General features: G+C 67.8%; 21 protein-coding genes and 2 pseudogenes. 15 read left to right on the top strand and 8 right to left on the bottom strand.

All coding sequences use genetic code 11. The annotated features are described in order from the left end of the window. The 5 genes from AC3FNH_RS31965 to AC3FNH_RS31985 all read left to right on the top strand — a co-directional run. Nucleotides 1-246: hypothetical protein (locus AC3FNH_RS31965; RefSeq protein WP_488722927.1), on the top strand; the 246-nt coding region annotated here is incomplete at its 5' end. A gap of 41 nt (nucleotides 247-287) precedes the next feature. After that, a complete protein-coding gene (locus AC3FNH_RS31970) occupies nucleotides 288-548 on the top strand; it encodes a hypothetical protein (RefSeq protein ID WP_276101703.1) in 261 nt (86 codons plus the stop codon). Between the two features lie 301 nt (nucleotides 549-849). Further along, the gene (locus AC3FNH_RS31975; protein ID WP_488722928.1) at nucleotides 850-1,737 is read left to right on the top strand and encodes a c-type cytochrome; all 888 of its coding nucleotides are present in this window, start codon (nucleotides 850-852) and stop codon (nucleotides 1,735-1,737) included. Between the two features lie 100 nt (nucleotides 1,738-1,837). Then, on the top strand, nucleotides 1,838-2,170 hold the full coding sequence (locus AC3FNH_RS31980) for a DUF2322 family protein (RefSeq protein WP_488722929.1): 333 nt from the start codon (nucleotides 1,838-1,840) through the stop codon (nucleotides 2,168-2,170). Nucleotides 2,171-2,244: 74 nt separating this feature from the next. Next, on the top strand, nucleotides 2,245-2,796 hold the full coding sequence (locus AC3FNH_RS31985; protein ID WP_488722930.1) for a hypothetical protein: 552 nt from the start codon (nucleotides 2,245-2,247) through the stop codon (nucleotides 2,794-2,796). A gap of 72 nt (nucleotides 2,797-2,868) precedes the next feature. On the opposite strand, the gene AC3FNH_RS31990 is transcribed toward AC3FNH_RS31985, so the two are convergent. Further along, the gene (locus AC3FNH_RS31990) at nucleotides 2,869-3,600 is read right to left on the bottom strand and encodes a BON domain-containing protein (protein ID WP_276101707.1); all 732 of its coding nucleotides are present in this window, start codon (nucleotides 3,598-3,600) and stop codon (nucleotides 2,869-2,871) included. A gap of 162 nt (nucleotides 3,601-3,762) precedes the next feature. After that, a complete protein-coding gene (locus AC3FNH_RS31995) occupies nucleotides 3,763-5,427 on the bottom strand; it encodes an AMP-binding protein (RefSeq protein WP_276101708.1) in 1,665 nt (554 codons plus the stop codon). Nucleotides 5,428-6,143: 716 nt separating this feature from the next. Here AC3FNH_RS31995 and AC3FNH_RS32000 point away from each other — a divergent pair. From AC3FNH_RS32000 to AC3FNH_RS32010, 3 genes and pseudogenes are all read left to right on the top strand, one after another. Beyond that, entirely contained in the window at nucleotides 6,144-6,311 is a 168-nt protein-coding gene (locus AC3FNH_RS32000) for a hypothetical protein (RefSeq protein ID WP_488722931.1), read from the top strand. 131 nt (nucleotides 6,312-6,442) lie between these two features. Continuing rightward, nucleotides 6,443-7,030 (top strand): annotated as a pseudogene (locus AC3FNH_RS32005) (isochorismatase family protein); the annotation flags it as partial. A 208-nt stretch (nucleotides 7,031-7,238) separates the two neighbouring features. Continuing rightward, the gene (locus AC3FNH_RS32010) at nucleotides 7,239-8,333 is read left to right on the top strand and encodes a DNA topoisomerase IB (RefSeq protein WP_488722932.1); all 1,095 of its coding nucleotides are present in this window, start codon (nucleotides 7,239-7,241) and stop codon (nucleotides 8,331-8,333) included. 10 nt (nucleotides 8,334-8,343) lie between these two features. On the opposite strand, the gene AC3FNH_RS32015 is transcribed toward AC3FNH_RS32010, so the two are convergent. After that, a complete protein-coding gene (locus tag AC3FNH_RS32015; protein WP_488722933.1) occupies nucleotides 8,344-8,976 on the bottom strand; it encodes a ParB-like protein in 633 nt (210 codons plus the stop codon). Nucleotides 8,977-9,014: 38 nt separating this feature from the next. Beyond that, complete coding sequence (locus tag AC3FNH_RS32020) at nucleotides 9,015-9,926, bottom strand: BON domain-containing protein (RefSeq protein ID WP_488722934.1); 912 nt, start codon at nucleotides 9,924-9,926, stop codon at nucleotides 9,015-9,017. 283 nt (nucleotides 9,927-10,209) lie between these two features. Here AC3FNH_RS32020 and AC3FNH_RS32025 point away from each other — a divergent pair, with 283 nt between their 5' ends. The 4 genes from AC3FNH_RS32025 to AC3FNH_RS32040 all read left to right on the top strand — a co-directional run bounded on the left by AC3FNH_RS32025 (nucleotide 10,210) and on the right by AC3FNH_RS32040 (nucleotide 12,612). Continuing rightward, entirely contained in the window at nucleotides 10,210-11,067 is an 858-nt protein-coding gene (locus tag AC3FNH_RS32025; protein ID WP_276101712.1) for an SDR family oxidoreductase, read from the top strand. Nucleotides 11,068-11,141: 74 nt separating this feature from the next. Beyond that, nucleotides 11,142-11,549, top strand: a complete 408-nt coding sequence (locus AC3FNH_RS32030; RefSeq protein ID WP_488722935.1) for a hypothetical protein — start codon at nucleotides 11,142-11,144, stop codon at nucleotides 11,547-11,549. Further along, complete coding sequence (locus AC3FNH_RS32035; RefSeq protein WP_276101714.1) at nucleotides 11,542-12,165, top strand: ParB/Srx family N-terminal domain-containing protein; 624 nt, start codon at nucleotides 11,542-11,544, stop codon at nucleotides 12,163-12,165. The genes AC3FNH_RS32030 and AC3FNH_RS32035 overlap by 8 nt, the downstream gene beginning before the upstream one ends. A 201-nt stretch (nucleotides 12,166-12,366) precedes the next feature. Next, nucleotides 12,367-12,612, top strand: a complete 246-nt coding sequence (locus AC3FNH_RS32040; protein WP_276101715.1) for a DUF2188 domain-containing protein — start codon at nucleotides 12,367-12,369, stop codon at nucleotides 12,610-12,612. 23 nt (nucleotides 12,613-12,635) lie between these two features. Here AC3FNH_RS32040 and AC3FNH_RS32045 read toward each other — a convergent pair whose 3' ends face one another. The 3 genes from AC3FNH_RS32045 to AC3FNH_RS32055 form a co-directional block, all read right to left on the bottom strand. Then, nucleotides 12,636-13,739, bottom strand: coding sequence for a flavodoxin family protein (locus AC3FNH_RS32045; RefSeq protein ID WP_488722936.1), 1,104 nt, complete (start codon nucleotides 13,737-13,739; stop codon nucleotides 12,636-12,638). A 191-nt stretch (nucleotides 13,740-13,930) separates the two neighbouring features. Beyond that, nucleotides 13,931-15,079 carry a glycosyltransferase family 9 protein gene (locus tag AC3FNH_RS32050; protein ID WP_488722937.1) on the bottom strand — a complete coding sequence of 383 codons (1,149 nt, stop codon included), beginning with the start codon at nucleotides 15,077-15,079 and terminating at the stop codon, nucleotides 13,931-13,933. A 226-nt stretch (nucleotides 15,080-15,305) separates the two neighbouring features. Further along, the gene (locus AC3FNH_RS32055; protein WP_488722938.1) at nucleotides 15,306-15,923 is read right to left on the bottom strand and encodes a UdgX family uracil-DNA binding protein; all 618 of its coding nucleotides are present in this window, start codon (nucleotides 15,921-15,923) and stop codon (nucleotides 15,306-15,308) included. Nucleotides 15,924-16,192: 269 nt separating this feature from the next. On the opposite strand from AC3FNH_RS32055, the gene AC3FNH_RS32060 reads away from it, so the two are divergent. The 3 genes from AC3FNH_RS32060 to AC3FNH_RS32070 all read left to right on the top strand — a co-directional run bounded on the left by AC3FNH_RS32060 (nucleotide 16,193) and on the right by AC3FNH_RS32070 (nucleotide 18,479). Then, the gene (locus AC3FNH_RS32060; protein ID WP_276101719.1) at nucleotides 16,193-16,582 is read left to right on the top strand and encodes an NUDIX hydrolase; all 390 of its coding nucleotides are present in this window, start codon (nucleotides 16,193-16,195) and stop codon (nucleotides 16,580-16,582) included. A gap of 448 nt (nucleotides 16,583-17,030) precedes the next feature. Then, nucleotides 17,031-17,189: a hypothetical protein gene (locus AC3FNH_RS32065; RefSeq protein ID WP_488722939.1), complete on the top strand. Its 159-nt coding sequence runs from the start codon at nucleotides 17,031-17,033 to the stop codon at nucleotides 17,187-17,189. 204 nt (nucleotides 17,190-17,393) lie between these two features. Beyond that, nucleotides 17,394-18,479: a calcium:cation antiporter gene (locus AC3FNH_RS32070; RefSeq protein WP_488722940.1), complete on the top strand. Its 1,086-nt coding sequence runs from the start codon at nucleotides 17,394-17,396 to the stop codon at nucleotides 18,477-18,479. 97 nt (nucleotides 18,480-18,576) lie between these two features. Here the strand turns inward: AC3FNH_RS32070 and AC3FNH_RS32075 are convergent. After that, nucleotides 18,577-18,699 (bottom strand): annotated as a pseudogene (locus AC3FNH_RS32075) (muconate cycloisomerase); the annotation flags it as partial.

Genomic DNA, 18,699 nt, shown 5'->3' on the forward strand with positions numbered 1-18,699 from the left:
CAGAACCTGCCGCTCGAACAAGACCTTGACCACGCCAAGATGGGCGCCGTGCGCGGCGGCAGCGTCTTCGTGAATTCCGCCATCAACGCCATCACCGGCGGCTCGGGCGTGTCGTTCGCCAGCCCGAACACCATCGTCGCCCCGGTCACGCAAGTCGATGCCTCGACCCGCACCGATGTCGACATCAAGACCGTCAGCAACATGCTCAACAACGTCGGCGGCATCGTCCAGGCGCTGCAGCACTGATTTCCCTTTCCAGCTCATACCAGCCTGCCCAGGAGACCATCATGTCCTTGACCATCCAGAACCTGCCGCTCGAACAAGACCTTGACCACGCCAAGATGGGCGCCGTGCGCGGCGGCAGCATCTTCGTGAACTCCGGCGTCAACGCCATCGCCAACGGCAGCGGCGTCTCGTTCGCCAGCCCCAACACGATCTTCGCCCCGGTCACGCAGGTCGATGCCTCGACCCGCACCGACGTCGACATGAAGAGCGTGACGAACACCATCAACAATATGGGGGGAGTGGTCGCGGCCCTGCAGCACTGAGCCGCGCAGGAGGAACGGAGCAGCCGGCGCCAGTCCGCGCGCTCCGTTTCACGCGAGCCGCGCCTTGCGCCCGGCTCGCCTTGAAGGACCGTCCTGCCATGGACGGTCTTTGTTTTATCCGGCATCCGGCGCTTGGCAGCTCTGCATGCCGGCGTGTCGCCAGACGCAATTGAGTCTGCGCGCGCGGCGGGTTACAGTCTGACCCGCCGCGGGGTCGTCCGGCCCCGCGCGACTTTGTCCGGGAATCACCGCGCCAGGCCTGTGCGCCGGCCATGCCATCCCCGGCGCAGGAGACCAAGGCATGACCTCATGGCTGGCAAGGAAGATGGGCAAGATTGGTTGCGCCGCTGCCATGGTGCTGGGCATCGCAGCACTGGCCGGACCGGCGGCCGCGGGTGGCCCCGGTACGCTGACCATAACTTCCGGCATGCAACAGCGCAGCTGGACCGTCGAGCAGCTCTTGCGCGACCCGCGCCTCACCGAGATCAGCATCGACGACGAGAACCTGAAGCAGCGCTTCACCCTCAAGGCCATACCGTTCGCCACCCTGCTGGCCGGCTTGCCGGCAACCGCCGACGGCAGCGCCACCACGGCCGCCTCCGACGGCTATGTGTCGCACCTGCCGATGCGCATGCTGATGGCCGAGGGCAAGGCGCAGCCGCGCGCCTGGCTGGCGGTGGAGAATCCCGCCGCGCCGTGGCCAAGGCTCAAGGGCCAGGGCATCGGGCCGTTCCGGCTGGTCTGGACCAGCCCCGCCGGCGGCGCCGGCAAGGTCACCGAGAGCTACTGGACCTACAACATCGAGCGCATCGACATTGCCGCTTCGCCCGCCGAGCGCCATCCGGCGATCCGGCCAGCCGCGGGCCAGGCCGCCGACGGGCCGGTCATGCGCGGCTTTGCCGCGTTCCAGCGGGTCTGCCTGTCCTGCCATTCCCTGAACCGCGAGGGCGACTCCCACCTTGGCCCGGACCTGAACATGCCGTACAGCCCGGTCGAATACCTCGGCGACGACAAGCTGGCGCAGCTGATCCGCAACCCGCAGTCGCTGCGCTGGTGGCCGGAGGCACGCATGCCGTCGATCGACCCGCAGACGCTGCCCGATGCCGAGGTCAAGGACCTGCTCGCGTACTTTCACCACATGGCGGCAACGCGCAAGCCGCAAGCCCCCGCTGCCGGGCATCGGCAGTAGCGCCCCCGTCCCCCGGGCACACGGAGATCCGGCCTGCTTCCGGGCCGCGCCTGCGATCGGATAAGATACGCCCCGTTTTACCCACCAATGGAGTGCTTCAGTGATCCAGCCCACCCCTGTATTCAAGGACAACCTCGCCCAGCTGCCCGCGATCGACGCCGTCGCGCGCATCGACCTGATCGACGGCAACGGCGCGGTCGCGGCGAGCATCGAGAACCAGCCGGGCAAGCAGGGCTCGCTGGCCGTGTATCACTACCTGCAGCAAGCCTTCGGCACGCTGGATGCCAGGGCAGCGGAATATGGCCTGGCACTGTTCGCCGAACACACGGCCGATGCCCGCAACCGCCCCGGCGCACACCCGAACGTCGACCGCCTGCTGGCGCTCGCCGCCGGCGCGCCAGCGCTGCGCATCAGCGTGGTCGCCAGGGCTTGAAGCCGGCCAGCTATCAAGTGACCGCACCGATACGCCGTAAGCCTCTCCAGATCCCGCCCGGAGAATTCCCCCAAATGAAGAAGGTTTTCCTGTTCGCCGCCGCGCTGTGCGCGTCCATCGCCCACGCCGAGCCGCCGGGCAACCTGGCGGCGCCGCTCGGGCTGGAACTCGGCAAGACCCGCTGTGCGCGGCTGACGCCGGGCCCGAACCGCGTGACGACCGGCAAGGCGCAATGGGCTGGCGGCGACGCCATCGAGATCCGGAATCTCGAACGCTTCAACCTGCCGGGACTGAGCCGGGCGATCGTCAACTGCGATGCCCAGGACACCGTGGCGCTGGTCAGCCTGACGTTCGAGCGCACGGCGCTGCAGGACGTCACCAGCAAGCTCGACGCGCGCTACGAGTCCAGGCGCAAGACAGAGGCCAATGCCGAAAACGGCTATGCCGAATGGGCGGCGGCCAACGGCAGCCTTGAATTGCTTTACGCCCGCGATGGCAAGCACTTCACCGTCGCGTACTGGGCCAAGGGGGCCAAGGCGAAGTACTTCGCGTATAGCGGAACGCCCGCCGAGACGAAGCCTGCGACACCAGCCGCACCGGCCCCGAAACAGCCTGCGCCGCTGTAGCCGGCGCGGGCGGCCCTTAGCGTTAGGAGCCGCCCGCGCGGACAGCGCTGCAATCAGGCAGGAACCCGTCGCTCAGCTGCGTAGTGCGATGTGGTTGACGACGTTCTCCACGCCGTGCACATACCAGGCATCGCGCTCGATCTGCTTGCGCGCGTAGTCGGTCGCCGCATAGCCTTCGAGCGTCACCACGCGGTTCTCGGTGCGTACGCTGATGCGGCCCGCGTCGACGAACGGATCGGTCTCGAGCACGAGCATCAGTGCCTCGGTGATCTCGTCGTCGCGGTCGGTCTCGGCCGGTGCCACCACCAGTTCATTGACGACGCAGCGGCAACCGCGCGACCACCACGCCAGCACGCCGGCCAGGCGCATGTGCGACAGGCTGATCACCTGGCCACTGAGCGTGACGACGCCATTGCTGGCGGCCACTTCGATCCAGCCGCTGCGTTCGCCCACGGCCTCGCGCATGGACTCGATCTGTCCCTTGACCTTCGCACAGATCTTGAAATTGCGGAAATCGATGGCGTTGAGCAGGCGTTCGCAGACCGCGTCGCGCAGCTCGCCGTCACCCACGTGCATGCCGCCGTCGGCCACGCGCAGGTGGTCGATCACGCTGGTCACGCCATCCACCCGCCGCACCATGGCGGCCGCGCGGGTCTTGTCGACAATGTCCGCCACCTCGCCCTCCAGGATCACCGCGCCGTCGGATAGCCGCAACTGGATCTCGGGATGGAGGTGGTGACCCTGATAAGGCACATGTGCCAATGCTGCGCGCGCCTGCGTCAGCACCGCTTCGCTACTCTGCATGATGTCTGCCTCGCCTGATGGTCTGGAGCTGGGAAGGAGCGTGCCTCTGCCTGCAGGCACGCCTGGCGCGGCGCCTGCCCGCTGCCGATGACCCGAAGCTGGCCGGTTCCGCCTCCCCATTATAGGAAGCGGTATGCCGGCCTTCCTGACGCGTTGGCGGGCTCAGGCCGCCGCGGCGCCGGCCTGGGCCTCGCGCGCCCTGGCCACCTCCTGGTTGCGCAGGATGAAGCGCTGCACCTTGCCGCTCGGGGTCTTGGGCAATTCGGCCACGAACTCGATTTCGCGCGGGTAGGCATGGGCCGCCAGGCGATTGCGCACATGCAGGCGCAATGCCTCGGCCAGTTCCGGCGAAGGCCGGTATTGCGGATCGAGCACGACAAAGGCCTTGATCAGCTCGGTGCGCTCCGGATCGGGCTTGCCGATCACGGCGGTTTCCACCACGGCCGGGTGCTCGATCAGCGCGCTCTCGACGTCGAACGGCCCGACCCGGTAGCCCGAGGTGGTGATCACGTCGTCGGCGCGGCCGATGAAGCTGATGCTGCCGTCGTCGTTGAGTTCGGCGGAATCGCCGGTCAGGTAGTAGTTGCCGACAAAGGCGCGCGTGGCCGTGCCGTGGTAGCCGGGAAACCAGCACATCGGCGACTGCGTGAGATCCAGCGCCAGCGTGCCCGGCTGGCCGGCGGGCAGCTCGCGGTGCTCGTCGTCGAGCACCACCACGCGATGGCCCGGGCTGGCAAAGCCGGCCGCGCCCATGCGCACCGTATGCGCCAGCGCATGGTGATTGCACAGCACCATGCCGGTCTCGGTCTGCCCATAGTGGTCATGGATGGTCACACCGAGTTCATTGGCGAACCAGCGGATGACTTCGGGGTTGAGCGGCTCGCCCGCGCTGCTGACCGCGCGCAGCCGGCCGCGCAGCGGTTCCGACACCGCCTTGCCGGCCGCGATCAGCAGCCGGTAGGCCGTGGGCGACCCCGCCAGGTTGGTGATGCCGTATTTCCGGATCACACGGCACGTGCTTTCGACGCTGAACGGGCCGTCGTAGAACGTGGTCGGATGGCCCAGCGCGAGCGGCCCGGTCACCGCGTAGTACAGGCCGTAGGCCCAGCCCGGATCGGCCAGGTTCCAGAAGGCGTCGGTCTCGCGCAGGTCGACCGCGTCGCGCATATAGCCCGCGAATGCCACGATGGCCTTCAGCGGCACCTGCAGCGGCTTGGCCGGGCCGGTCGTGCCCGAGGTGAACATCATCAGGAACGGGTCGTCGCCACGCCGCATGACGGGCTCGAATTGCGCCGGCTGGCGCTCCACTTCGGCCCAGAAGCTGAAATCGCCGCGCACGAGGCCGCGGCCCTTCTCTCCCGCCACGGTGACGACCGGCGGGCAGCCGGCGACATCATCAAGCTTGCCGCGGTTGGCACCGTCGGTCACCACCAGCTTCGCGCCCGAAGCATTGAGCCGGTGCTCGATCGCCTTGGGCCCGAACGCCGTGAACAACGGCTGGTAGACCGCCCCGGCGCGCCACGTGCCGAGGATGGTGGCCAGCAGCTCGGGCGTGCGCGGCAGCAGGCCGGCCACGCGATCGCCGGGCTGCACCCCCTGCGCCTTCAGGAAGCCTGCCACCCTGGCGGAGAGCGCCTGCATCTGCGCAAACGTCCAGGTCTCCGAATTGCCGTCGCGTCCTTCCCAGAACAAGGCAATGCGGCCCGGCAGCGCATGCCGGTCGCAGCATTCCACACAGGCATTCATGGCATCCAGGTTGCCGTGCAGCTGGCGGCTGACGGTGTCCTGGTAGGAAAATCCGGCAAAGGCTTCGGTGTAGTCGCGCATGGTGTCTCCAACCTTGTCATAGCTGTTCTGCAGCGCGGTGCGGCGAGGCACCGCCTGGCCGACGAGTGTGTTCCAGCGGTCCGCATGCGGCAATAGCCGATTCCGCCAGCACGGCTGACGCTTTTTGCCATGTGCGCGGCGTAGCGCACTTTCAGCGGGGCATGACTGGTTGACGCATCCTGCCCGCAGGGCTAGACTGCGCGCTGTTTATCGCCTTGGGGTTCCAATTGGACTCAGCCAGTTGTCCTGACGGACACAGCAGGTAACCCTCGCCAGACCCGCTTCCCTCCGCGCCGCTGAAGCTTGCGCCAGCAGTGCGTCACAGGGCCACCGTCTGGCAGGTATCGCCTGACGGTGCGCATCGATCGCGGCATTCGCCGCGGCCCGTTTTCCCGCACCACACGAATTTGCATCGCATGCCCCGGTCCGCTCGCGCCGCGAGCTGCCGCGCATGCCCGATTTGCCATAGTGCCGGCACGCGCACGCATGCCGTCCGTGGCCGCAAACGTGCGCCATTCGCGAGCCTTGCCGTCTCGCGCGGCGGCGCACGCCGATCCACCCGAACCGGAGCCTTCCATGCCCGACGACCCTTGCAGTCCCTTACCGAAGCCGGCGCGCAACGGGGCCTGCCCGCGCGCCGTTCCCGCAAGCTCCCGCTACCGGCCGCCACACTACTGACTCCTGGCGCCGGATCGGGAATCCACCGGAGACCTGCCATGAAGTTCTCGATCCTGCTGCCTGACTTCCGCCACCCCGACGTCGCCGCGCACGACGCCGACCGCCTGCGCGCCATGCGCGAGCTGTCCCGCCCGGGACGCCTGCGCCATGCCGTGAAGCGCCTCGGCACGATGCTGCGGCGCACCTGGCGCCTGCAACCACGCTGAAGCCACCCGGTTGCCGGCATCGCCATCACGGATTGCCGCGATGCCTTCGGCACCCTGCCCCAGCGTCCTGCTGATAGCACTCTGATAACGGATTCAGGCGTCTACAACTCGATTCGACCCAGTTTTATGCTTTCTCCATTGTGGGCGACATGCCCATGCCGGAGCTGCGCCTGCTTGCCGCTGCGCTGGCCAAGATGGCCACGTTGTCCAGGCTGCCGGTCATCACCACTGCCTCGGTACCGCAAGGCCCGAACGGCCCGATGATTCCGGAGATCCACGAGAACGCGCCGCACGCCAAGTACGTGGCGCGCAAGGGTGAGATCAACGCCTGGGACAACCCCGACTTCGTGGCTGCCGTCGAAGCCACGGGCAAGAAGACCCTGATCATTGCCGGCACCATCACCAGCGTCTGCATGGCCTTCCCGTCCATCAGCGCGGCGGCCGACGGCTACAAGGTCTTTGCCGTGATCGATGCCTCGGGCACTTACTCGAAGATGGCGCAGGAAATCACCCTGGCGCGTGTGGTCCAGGCCGGCGTGGTGCCGATGGACACGGCCGCAGTCGCCTCCGAGCTCCAGCGCACGTGGCATCGCGAAGATGCCATGCAATGGGCCGAGATCTACACCAAGATCTTCCCGGCCTATCAGTTGCTGATCGAGAGCTACATGAAGGCGCAAGACGTGCAGAAGAGCGGCGAGGTCCTGGACTCGGCGCGCTGATCCGCGGGCGCGCCGCTGAAATCCGGCGGTGCGCTCAGTTGCCCTGCCGCGCGAAGAAGAACCGCGGCAACGCGGCGTTCTCGCTGAACGCAGATACCCGCAGGCCGTGTAGGACAGCATCCACTGAACATCGGCGCTCCGCTCCTTAGAATGAAATGGTCCGGCGCACCGCACGGCGCGCCGCCTTGCCTGCACAAGGAGAGGAGCGATGCGAGCAACGGAAGGGAGCTGCGCGCAGGAAGCCATGCCCGGTGGCGTGGACCGTGGCGCAGGCGAGAGCGCGCGCGCCGCCTTGCACGCTGCCGGACTGCATTACGTCGACGACAACGCGCCGGGGATCACGCGGCGCCGCCGAGGCGGCGGCTTCACCTATGCCGACGCACGCGGCAATCCCGTGCAAGACCCTGCCACGCTCGCCCGCATTGCCGCGCTTGCCATTCCGCCCGCCTATGAGGCCGTCTGGATCTGCGCCGACGCTGGTGGACACCTCCAGGCCACGGGCCGCGATGCCCGCGGCCGCAAACAGTACGTCTACCACGCGGACTGGAGCGCGCTGCGCGACATCGACAAGTATGCGCGCCTGCCCGATTTCGGCCGGGCCCTGCCACGCTTGCGCGGGCGCGTCGAGCGCGACCTCGGCCGCAACGGCATGCCGCGCGAGAAGGTCATTGCCGCCGTGGTCCGCCTGCTCGACGCCACGCTGGTGCGCGTCGGCTCGCCGCGTTACGCGCGGCAGAACCGCACCTACGGCCTGACCACGCTGCGCCGGCGCCATGTCACCGTGCGCGGCAGCAAACTGCGGCTGCAGTTCACCGGCAAGAGCGGCATCACTCACGACGTGTCGGTCAATGACCCGCGCGTAGCGCGCGTCGTGCGCACGTGCGCCGAGCTGCCCGGCCAGTGCCTGTTCAAGTACGTCGACAGCGACGGCGAAGTGCGCGAGATCGGCTCCGCCGACGTCAATGCTTACCTGCGCCAAGTCACTGGCGGCGAGTTCACGGCCAAGGATTTCCGCACCTGGGCGGGCAGCGTCCATGCGCTGGCGCTGCTGCGCAAGGCTGCGCGCGAAGCCGACGGGACCGAGGCCCGGCGCCGCAAGGCCGTGGCCGACGCCATCAGGACCGTGGCGCAGCGCCTGCGCAATACCGTCGCGGTTTGCCGCCAATGCTATATCCACCCCGCCGTCGTCGACGCCTTCCTTGCGGGCGACGCGGATGCCGCCGGCACGGGCCAGGCGCGCACGCACCTGCGCGCCGACGAAGCACGCCTGCTCAGGCTGCTGGAGAAGGCCGGCGCGGGTTGACCGGCGGCCGCTAGCAGGACAACCGCCCGATATAGCCCGGCAAGTTGCGCGCCTTTGCGCCCTGGGCGAGGCGAAACGCGCGCACAAACGCCGCCGCGAATGACTCGGGCGTATCGAGCGGGCCTTCGATATGCCGGCGGAAGAAGTCGGCCCACCTGAAATCGGGATACGCCTGCCGGACCTTCCGGTAGCCGCCCGCCAGCTGGACGAAGGCTTCGAGGCTGCGGTACGGGTCGTCGCGCATGTCGTGGAGCGACGCGGGCAGCTCGTTCAGGGGCCGGCGCCGGCCCTGCTCGTCATAGGGATGGACCATGTGCTGCGCCACCATCCACTTCCAGAACGCGCGCGCGCCAAGGCGGCTCAGGTCGCGCCGGACAAGCGCCGGCACATGCGTCAGGCCCAGCTCGTGCCAGGCTCGGACCCAGTGGTGATGATCGACCACGTAGGGAACCTGCTCCGGCCCGATGACAAGATGCACGCGATGCCGGTCCAGGAATGCCGGCCGCCGCGCCGGCGGTATCCGGCGTGTGACGTGCACCTTTTGGGCAACGTGGTAGGCGCCCACCGTGATCTGCGTCGGATGCAGAGCGTCGAGCGGCATCATCAGCTTGGCGCCGCTGCGCAGGAGCCGGGGTTCGCGCATGGACGGCAGTCGCGGCGGCCAGGCCGCCGCGACTGTGATCAGCTCTTGTTGAGCGTGCGGTCCGGCGACGTGTCCCCTTCTTCCAGGTGGCCTGCCACCGGGCCCGCGCGTTCCGTGCCCTCGTTGCGCTGCACGCGCAGGCGGTTCTCGACATCCGTCACGCCGAATACGGCTTCGGCGATCTCCTCGATGACGTATTTCTCGCGCCGCGCCATCACCGTGCCCTCGAGCATGACGACGCCATTGGAGACTTCTACCGAGACATCGGAGACATCGACATATGGGTTCGTTGCCAGCCGTTCGCACACGTCTTCGCGCACCCGTTCATCGGGTCGGCGATAACCCTTGGGGCCAACCGGACGCCGTACCGCGCCCGACATGCCGCCGCGGCCCGGGCGACTGCCCCGGTCGTCTGGATACAGGCGCTGGCCGCCACTGTACGACTGCCCGCCGCTGCGCGGATCGCCGAAATAGCCGCCGCCATAGGACGGCTGTCCGCCGCGCTGTGCGCGGTCGCGCGCCATGCCTTCGTCCCAGTGCATCGCCCGTCCGCCGTGTCCTGCCTGCGTGCGGCCCGCATCGTCGCCCGCATCGAAGCTGCCCTCATAGTTGCCCGTGTCGTAGCCCGTCTGGCCCCACCGGCCCCGTTGGGACCGCTGCTCCTGTTCCTGCTCGTGCGCCTGGTAGCCGCTGTCTTGCGCAGACGGCTGGTATCCGCGGTAGGCGCCGCTGTACGGATGTCCCGGACCGCCCATGTCCGCGGCGCCGTAGCCCTGTTCGCCCCGGCTGCCGCGCGACGACGCGCCGCGCCAGTCCTCGCCCCACTCCTGGCCCCAGTCCTCTGAACCGCCGCCCCGGCTTTCATCGTGCGCGGCCCGGCGCGCTTGCTGCTGCCGCGCGTAGTCGCTGACCTCGCTGCCGCTGCCGCGGCCCTTGCGGAAGTTGAACATGTCTGCCTCCTTGCAGTCCTGGCCCGGCGGGCTCCGCCCCGCGCGCGGCCGCACATCGAGTACCAGCAAGCCGCAAGAACCGTGCCCCGGTTGCAAGCGAGTGGACGTGCGAAGCCGCGCACAGGTACATCCTTCACGCCTGGCACGCGCCACGGTAAGGATTTCCAGGCTGATGTAAGGCTTACGGCCGGCGAGTCAAAGCTGCCGCACTGTGACGCAGGCGCGGCCCGAGGCATGAAACTTGCGCAACGCCGAGCGAAGCAACACTGCCAAGGAGCACGCCATGTCCCGGCCCAAAGCGCTTCCCCCGCAACACCAGTCCCGGCAGCCCGGCCTGGAGAGCGCGATGCACCCGCAACCGGACAGCGGCGCCGACGACTATGTGGGCAGCGCCCGCTTGGCCGGCAAGATCGCGCTGGTAACCGGCGGCGACAGCGGCATCGGCCGCGCCGTCGCCGTGGCCTTCGCGCGCGAAGGCGCCGATGTCGCGATCGCTTACCTGAACGAGCATGGCGATGCGCGCGAGACGGTCCGGCTCGTGGAAGATGCGGGCCGCAAGTGCCTGTCGCTCGCGGGCGACCTTGCCGACGCAAGCCATGCCGATGCCGTGGCCACGCGCGTGATCGACACCTATGGCAGGCTCGACGTCCTGGTCAACAACGCGGCCGAGCAGCATCCCCAGCCGTCGCTGGAAGACGTGGACGCCGGGCAGGTGGAAGCCACTTTCCGCACCAACGTCTTCGCCATGTTCCATCTCACGCGCGCGCTGTTGCCGCATATGAAGAAGGGAGCGGCGATCCTCAACACCACTTCGGTCACGGCTTACCGCGGCAGCGCGCACCTGCTCGATTACTCGGCCACCAAGGGCGCCATCGTCTCGTTCACCCGTTCGCTGGCGCTGCAGGTCGTCGGGCGCGGCATCCGCGTCAATGGCGTCGCGCCGGGGCCGATCTGGACACCGCTGATCCCGTCCACGTTCAGCGCCGAAGAGGTGGCGGAGTTCGGCAAGAAGACGCCCATGGGCCGGCCGGGGCAGCCGTTCGAGGTGGCCGCGGGCTTCGTGTTCCTGGCGTCGGATGCGGCCAGCTATATCACCGGGCAGATCCTGCATATCAACGGCGGCGAAGTGGTGAACGGCTGATGGCCAGCGCCCGCACCAGGATGCATGGCCGCAGTGCGAGGAGACAGGTTATCGATTTCAGCAGGAGACCATTCATGTCACCGATCGTATTCGGACGGTTCGAGACCGTCTCCGCCGCGGAGGAAGCGGCGCGGGCGCTGTACGCGCGCGGGTTTTCCGTCTGGGATGTCTCGATCATCCCGGCCGCCGGGCCCGAGGCACGCCACGCCGGCGTACGGCCGCGCGTCGTGCTGGCGGCCTGCGTGCGGCGGGCGAACGCCGGGGTTGCCGCCAAGGTCCTGCGCGAAGCCGGCGTCCTGGACCTGGACCGCACGCAAGGCACGTGGGACAGCGGCCGCTGGACCGATTTCGACCCCGCCCTGCACGGGCGCCGCCGTGACGCCGTGGCGGACGAATGCTTGGACTGCGAGAGCACCGGCAACGAAGACCCGGGCAGCGAACTGGAGCAGTTCGTCGACCCGCAGCGGGCCAGCCATGGCTAGGCGCGGCAAGGCAATCGCCGAACTGGCCCGCCTGCGCCCCACCCAGCTCACGCTGGGCTACATCCATATGCGCGACAAGATGGCGGTGACGCGCCGGCAGCAGGACGCCGGCGGCGCCGCGCTGCGCCGCTTCCTGCGCCGCCACCGTATCAAGACAGTCGCGGGACCGGGTGGCACGCTGTTCATCGTCGATCATCACCACTGGGCCCGGGCGTGGTCGGAACTGGGCTATCGCCGCGCGCCGGTACGCATCCTGCACGACCTGGGCGGCCTCGGGCCCTCGGCCTTCTGGAAGCGCCTGGATGCGCTCGGCTATGTGCATCCCTACAATGAACTTGGCGATCGGCTCGGCGTCGCGGCGCTTCCCGCCAGCGTGATGGGCATGCGCGACGATCCCTATCGCAGCCTGGCGGCGTTCACGCGCATGGCGGGCGCGTATCGCAAGCCCCCCAATGCGGCGGGCGACTTCCGCTGGGCCGGCTTCCTGAGGGAGCATGTCGAGGAAGACATGGGCACGATCGGCGGCTTTGCGCTGGCCCTGTCCCTGGCCATCCGGCTGGCACGCAGCAGCGCCGCGCGGCGCCTGCCGGGTTACTGCGGCCCCGCCGCGGCGTAGTTGCCCAGCGTCATGCTGTCAGGCCCTGCGGGAAGCCCCGGCAGCACCTGGCCGGCGCCATGTTGTCCATGTTGTGAAACAGACGCCACAAGGCAGGCCACCAGTCCGTTCCGATGACGCAAAAGTAGGACCCCGGCGGACGGCAGCAGGCATCCGGAGCATGTAGAACACAGCCATGGGTTCGCATTGGAGGTGTCTTACATGTCCAGCCGAAGTTGTTCCGTTCAGGTCTTCCAGACCGAGGCCGGCCAGTGGTCCGTACAATCGGATGCCCCGGGCGCCGGCCTTGTCGACTACCCGTCGCAGGTTGATGCCATTAGCGCTGGCGTCCGCATGGCGATGGCCGAAGGTGCCCTGCTCACGATCCACGCAGCCAACGAGGCAAAGAGCGAGATCGACTTCGCCGGGTGCAGCGTCCCACAGATCGCCGTCCCACAGATCGCCTGACGGGAACGACTTGCAGCTTGCGCCTACTTCGGTCGCGGCGCGGCCAGGTCACAACCCACCGCCGGCAACTTCCCCTCGCGGCGCAGCATGACTGCCTGCGCCAACGCGGCCGCGGCGTTCCCGGCCTCGCGCTGCACGCCCTGGTCTTCGTCGAGCGCGCGGTGCGAGGTGGCGTAGGGCGAGTAATAACCGATGAAGCGGTCGAGCTGCGCATAGGGCCCGGCATCGATCAGGCCCATCCAGCCAAGCCAGTCGCCCAGCGCGCGGCGCACGCCTTCGACGCCTGCCACGTCCCCGTGCACGATCAATCCATAGACACGTCCCGCCAGGTGCTTGGGATAGTCCCATCCCTTCAGCTCCAGCGCCTTCGCCTCGGCCACGTTCTTGCCGTGCGTGCTGCTCGGGTCGGGATTGCCGCCGTCCGCGCAAACCAGCCGGTCCATCATCAGCTTGAGCGGGCTGGCCGCCTGGTACCAGTAGGTCGGTGTCACGATCAGTACGCCATGGGCCGCCACCCACCGTGGGTAGATCTCGTTCATCCAGTCGTTGACCTGGCCCAGCGCATGGTTGGGATAGCAACTGCAAGGCCAGTGGCACAGCGGCATGGCGGTCGATACGCAGGCCTTGCACGGGTGAATATGCCGATCGGGATCGGAAGCCAGCAGGCTCAGGTCGAGCGTATCCACCGTGATCCCCGTCGCCTCCATGCGGGCGCGTGCCAGCATCGCGAGCCGCCAGGACTTGGACACTTCGCCCGGACACGTGAAGTCATTGCGCGCGGCGCAGATCACCAGCAGCACGCGCGGCGGCCCGTTGGGATCGTCATGCCGGCGAGCGGCTTCGCGCACGGCATCGCGGGCCTGCAGCCACTCCACGGACAGGTCGTAGTCCGGATCCGCCGCGCCGGCACCCGCCTTTGCGGTGACAGGCGCCTTGCGGCCCTGGCGGTACGCATCCCATGCGATCGCTTCCAGGCGGTCGATTGCCGCATCCTCCTTGCGGAAGGCCGGATCGAAGTATCTGGCATGAAAGCGTGCACGGAATGCCTCGCGGGACATGAACTCGACAACCTGTCCCTTGCGTATGTCGTGCGCCGCGTCGAGATTTGCCTTGTCCTTGTTGGCCATGGTGGTAAGGGCAACGGGCGTTCGAACCCTAGCCTGGTGATGGTCCATTGGAAGCCGTGAGCCCGCCAGCCGCGCCGTACCGACCCATGCATCCCGAGGACGCCGCAAGTTCCGTACCTTCCGTACCCTGTGGCAGGTAGTACAGGCACAGGCAATTGCCGCGCACGTGCCACCTCAGGATGCGCAGTCGCCTAGGCATGGTCATAGCCCCGGCATGCCAGGCCCAGCGCGGCAGCCTCGACCGACTCGACCGTGATCGCCGTCGCGCATTCATGCCGGAACGGGCATTTCTGCCAGCCACACGGGCGGCATGGCGGATGGGAGGCAAGTACATGGTGCAGCGTCGCGTCCAGCGGCGCCCACCGTCCGCTTTCGCCACCGCACGACACGATCACGCTCGGCGTATCCAGCGCGGCCGCAAGGTGCGATGGTCCCGTGTCGTTGCACAGTAGCAGCCGCGCATGCGCAATCAGCGCCGCCAGATCGCCAAGCGACGTTGCGCCGGTGAGGTTGACCACATCGCCACCGATCAGCGAGCACAGCCGGTGGGTCAGCATCATCTCGTCGGGGGCGCCCGTGACCACGACCTTCCAGTGCTTGCGCAGCCGCAGCGCGACGTCGGCAAAGCGCTCGACCGGCCAGCGGCGCGACAGCATGCGCGCGCCGGGATGCACGCAGACGTACTCGCCGCCGACCAGCCCGTGCTGCTCGGCCATCTGTTGCCAGCCGGCATGGTCCTGTGGCCGCAGCGGAAACGCCAGGTGCGGATCGACGTGCGGATAACCCAGTGCGCGCATCAGCGCCAGCAGGCGTTCGATCTCGTTGCCGCCGGGCCACGGAATGAGCCGCTCGGTTTCGCCCGCCATGCCAGCCTGCGCCGCGGTCGGGCAAAATCCGGCGGTGACCCGCGCGCCCAGTTGGCGCACGACATCATTGCTGAGCGTGCCACTGCCGTGGAGCTGGATGGCCAGATCGAACCGGCGTGCGCGCGCCTCGGTGTGGAAGGCTGCCTGGGCCGCTTCGTCCACGGGCTGTCCGGGAAACCCCGGCGCGCCCGGGAAGACCAGCACATCGTCGATCAGGCTCGCGAAGCGGCTGGCGAAGTCATGCACCCAGGGCAGGCCGATCAGCGTGATATGCGCGCCCGGCTCGCCTTCGCGCAACGCGCACAGGGCCGGCACGGCACACAGCATGTCACCAAGCTGCAGCGCGCGGAACACCGCGATGCGGCGATGCGCGGTCTGGTCCGGCCCCTGAAGCGCCACCGGCGAGGGTAGTGCGGCGCCCTCTCCCCCGCCTTCGGCGGTGACCACATTCCTTAACAAGAGCGGCGCATTCATAGGAACCTCGTGTGGAAACCCACCGCACCGCGCAGGCGGCGCCCGCGGAAATGCTTGCTGCGTGGGAGTGGCAATCTGCGTCTCCCTGTGTTCGTTCCATTGCCGTGGCAAATGCCAGGCAGGAGAAGGATCGCAATGACCATGCCCGTGGCAAGCGCAATGCCGGGGCAGCCAGGCTTCGTAAGCGGCAAGCCGCAAGCGGAATTGCGCGCCCTCGTGGAAAAATTTACCGCCTGGCAAGGCGGACGGCCTGGCGCAGGCTGGCCACGATGCGCTCGAACACGGAGTCGCGTCCTTCCTCGGTAGGCTGGCGCAGGACGAACGACGGGTGGTACGTGGCGACTACCAGGTGCCCGTCCTGCTCGACCGGCGCGTCCAGCAGTGCCGCCAGTGCCACGCGCTTCCTGCCGAGCACGGCGCCCGCCGCAGTGGCGCCGAGCGCCACGATGACAGCGGGCCCGACCGCGCGGATCTCCTGTTCGAGCCACAAGCCGCACGCTTCGATCTCGAGCTGTCCGGGGGTCTTGTGCAAACGGCGCTTGCCGCGCAACTGGAACTTGAAGTGCTTGACGGCATTGGTCAGGTAAACGTCCTCGCGCTGGAGCCCGGCGCGCGCGAGCGCCTCGCCGAGCAGGTGGCCCGCGGGGCCGACAAAGGGCTCGCCCTGCAGGTCCTCTTCGTTGCCGGGCTGTTCGCCGACGAGCATGAGCTTCGCGCTGAGCGGCCCCGTCCCCGGCACGCCCTGCGTGGCGTCGTGCCACAAAGGACAGCGTCGGCAGGCATTGAGCTGGGGGCGATCCGGCACGGTGTTGGCGGCGGAGGAGGAGGAGGAGCGACGTGGCATCAGGGCACAGGCTGGAAAACGTGTCCCGAACCGATTCAAGATGCATGCCGGCCCCTGCCGCGCGGCCAGCGCGGGGCTGGCATGACCAATGCTCGGTGCCGATTGCCGGTTGACAATTGTCGGCCACACGCGAGTACCATCGTGTGCCCCGCCGCTGTCAGCCATGCCACACGCAGCTGGCGGGGGGATCGCATCAGGGACAGGCCGCACCCAACGGCGCCATACTTCTTGGCCGGCGACATCGCCGCGGATCTTTGCAGGGAGCTGACATGCAACAGCTGAAACCGAAGGTCAGGGCCACCGTCGTCTGCATCCGGGACGATCGCGTGCTGCTTGTATCGAAGGATGGCGTGCGATGGGCACTGCCCGGGGGCCGCCCGGGCAAGCAGGAATCGCCCGAGGAAACGGCGCGGCGCGAACTGCAGCAGGAAACGTCACTGGAGACCAAGGCACTGGTGGGCGTTTTCCAGTTCATCGGCGCAACCACGGTGCACCACGTCTTCACCGCTGCCATCGCCAGCTCCGCGCGGCCCAAAGCTGGTCATGAGATCAAGTCCCTGCAATGGCTCTCGCACCACAAGCTTGGCGACATCGAAACCAGCACAACGACGCGGCAAATCGTGTCGCAGTTTTTCAGCAAGGTACAACGCAGCTCATGACGCGCGTGTATCCGCTCCGGCACCTCGCAGATCGCGCGCACAGCACGTATTCGCCGGGAAAGTGGCGCGCGGACGATACCTGCGTCCATGAGCACCGCCCGCCGTCGCCGCGGCGCGACACTCTGTGGATTCGTCCCTGCCTGGCGGCGGTTCGCGCGTACACTCGATGACGGGGCGGCTAACGGGTACGCCCCAACCACTTAGAGCCCTCGACCACCCCGGCCGAGGGCTTCTTTATATCTGCCAGGTTTCACGGAAATGCCAATTCCGTGGATTTTTTTCGTTCAGAGCGTACCAACCTGCCACACCTCGCCGCCGGTTCGCGCGACGCGAATTCCCGCTGCCTGCGCCCTCTTTATTCCCTACCTAAAGAGGGTGTCCGGCGTAACGAATGCTCCGCATACTGCCGCCCTTACCGGCCATCAGAGCCGAACCTACAGGGTCAAGAATGCAGAAAGTCGTCGCTTACGGCGTGTATTTTCTCGCCTGCCTGATTGCCTTGCTCGCAGCCGCCCGCTGGATCTCCCGCAACGATCCCGCCTTGCGCGATTTCCGGCCGCCGCCAGATCGCCCCGAAAAACAGAAAACCTCCGCACCGGAGGACTGATTCCCCAGAATTCGCGCACAATCGTTATGAAATTCGCCCAATTTCGCGCAATTTTCTGGAACTGATAGTCAATACACTTGCCTTACCACTGCCGATGCGGCTGGCTGCCCTGAGGGATCGCCCTTCTGCTTCGTGCCGGGCTGATCCCCTGCGCGTCTCCTGCCGCCCGTCCTGCGGCACCAAAACAAGAAAGGAGAAACAGGGATGGCACTGACTTCCAACAAGCTGCCGGCGTGGACCGTGTGGGCCCCGCTTGCCGCGGCGGCGATCCTCGCCGCCGGCCTTGGCCTGCCCGGACAGGGTTGGCTGATCATGCTGATGGCGCCGGCGCTGGCCGGCGCGGTGTTCGCGGCGGTCCACCACGCGGAAGTGGTGGCGCACAGGGTCGGCGAGCCGTTCGGCACGCTCGTGCTGGCCATTGCGGTGACGGTGATCGAAGTGGCGCTGATCGTCTCGGTGATGCTGTCGTCAGGGCCCGAAAAGGCGGGCCTGGCGCGCGACACGGTGTTCGCCGCGGTCATGCTGATCTGCAATGGGATTGTCGGACTATGCCTGTTCGTCGGCGGCCTGCACCATCGCGAGCAGGCGTTCCAGGCACCGGGCGCCAATGCCGCCATGGCGGTGCTGGCAGCCCTGCTTGCCCTCACCATGGTGCTGCCCAACTACACCAGCAGTTCGCCGGGCCCGGTGCTGACGCCCGCACAGCTCGGCTTTGCCGGCGTGATGTCGCTCGTGCTGTATGGTTCTTTCGTGTTCGTGCAGACCGTGCGCCACCGCGACTATTTCCTGGCCGAGGGCAGCTCGGACGAAGATGACCATGCCCCGCCGCCGCCGGTGCGCGTGGCCACCGTCAGCGGGCTGCTGCTGGTGGTCTGCCTGGTGCTGGTGGTCGGCCTAGCCAAGCTGCTGTCGCCTTCCGTAGAGGCTGCCGTGCTGCGCGCGGGCGCGCCGGCGGCAGTGGTCGGCATCATCATCGCCGCCACGGTGCTGTTGCCCGAGGGACTGGCGGCGCTGCGCGCGGCGCGCGCCGACCGCATCCAGACCAGCCTGAACCTCGCTCTCGGCTCGGCGCTGGCCAGCATTGGCCTGACCATTCCGTCGGTCGCCGCGGTCTTTATCTGGATCGACCAGCCGCTGGAATTGGGGCTTGGACCGAAGGAAACGGTGCTGTTGATGCTGACGCTGATTGTGTCGTCGCTCACGCTGGGTCGGGGACGGACAACCATCCTGCAGGGCGTGGTGCACTTGGTGATCCTGGCGGCCTATCTGTTCCTGTCGGTGGTGCCCTGAGGGGAGGCTGGGGTGGTGATCAGGTTGTCGTTCTTGGCGGGCGCCTGCCAAGGACGACGAGCCACTCATCCCCCAATTCCAGCAAAGACCCCCACTCTTACAAGCAATCCCGCCGATAGCACGCGAGCTTGTCTTCATCGAGCGCAAGCCCCAGCCTCGGGCCTTCAGGCAGGTGCAGGCTGAAGTCGCGATAGGTGGGCCGCTCGACCACGATGTCATC

The organism is Cupriavidus sp. 22TCCZM01-5, assembly GCF_057798915.1.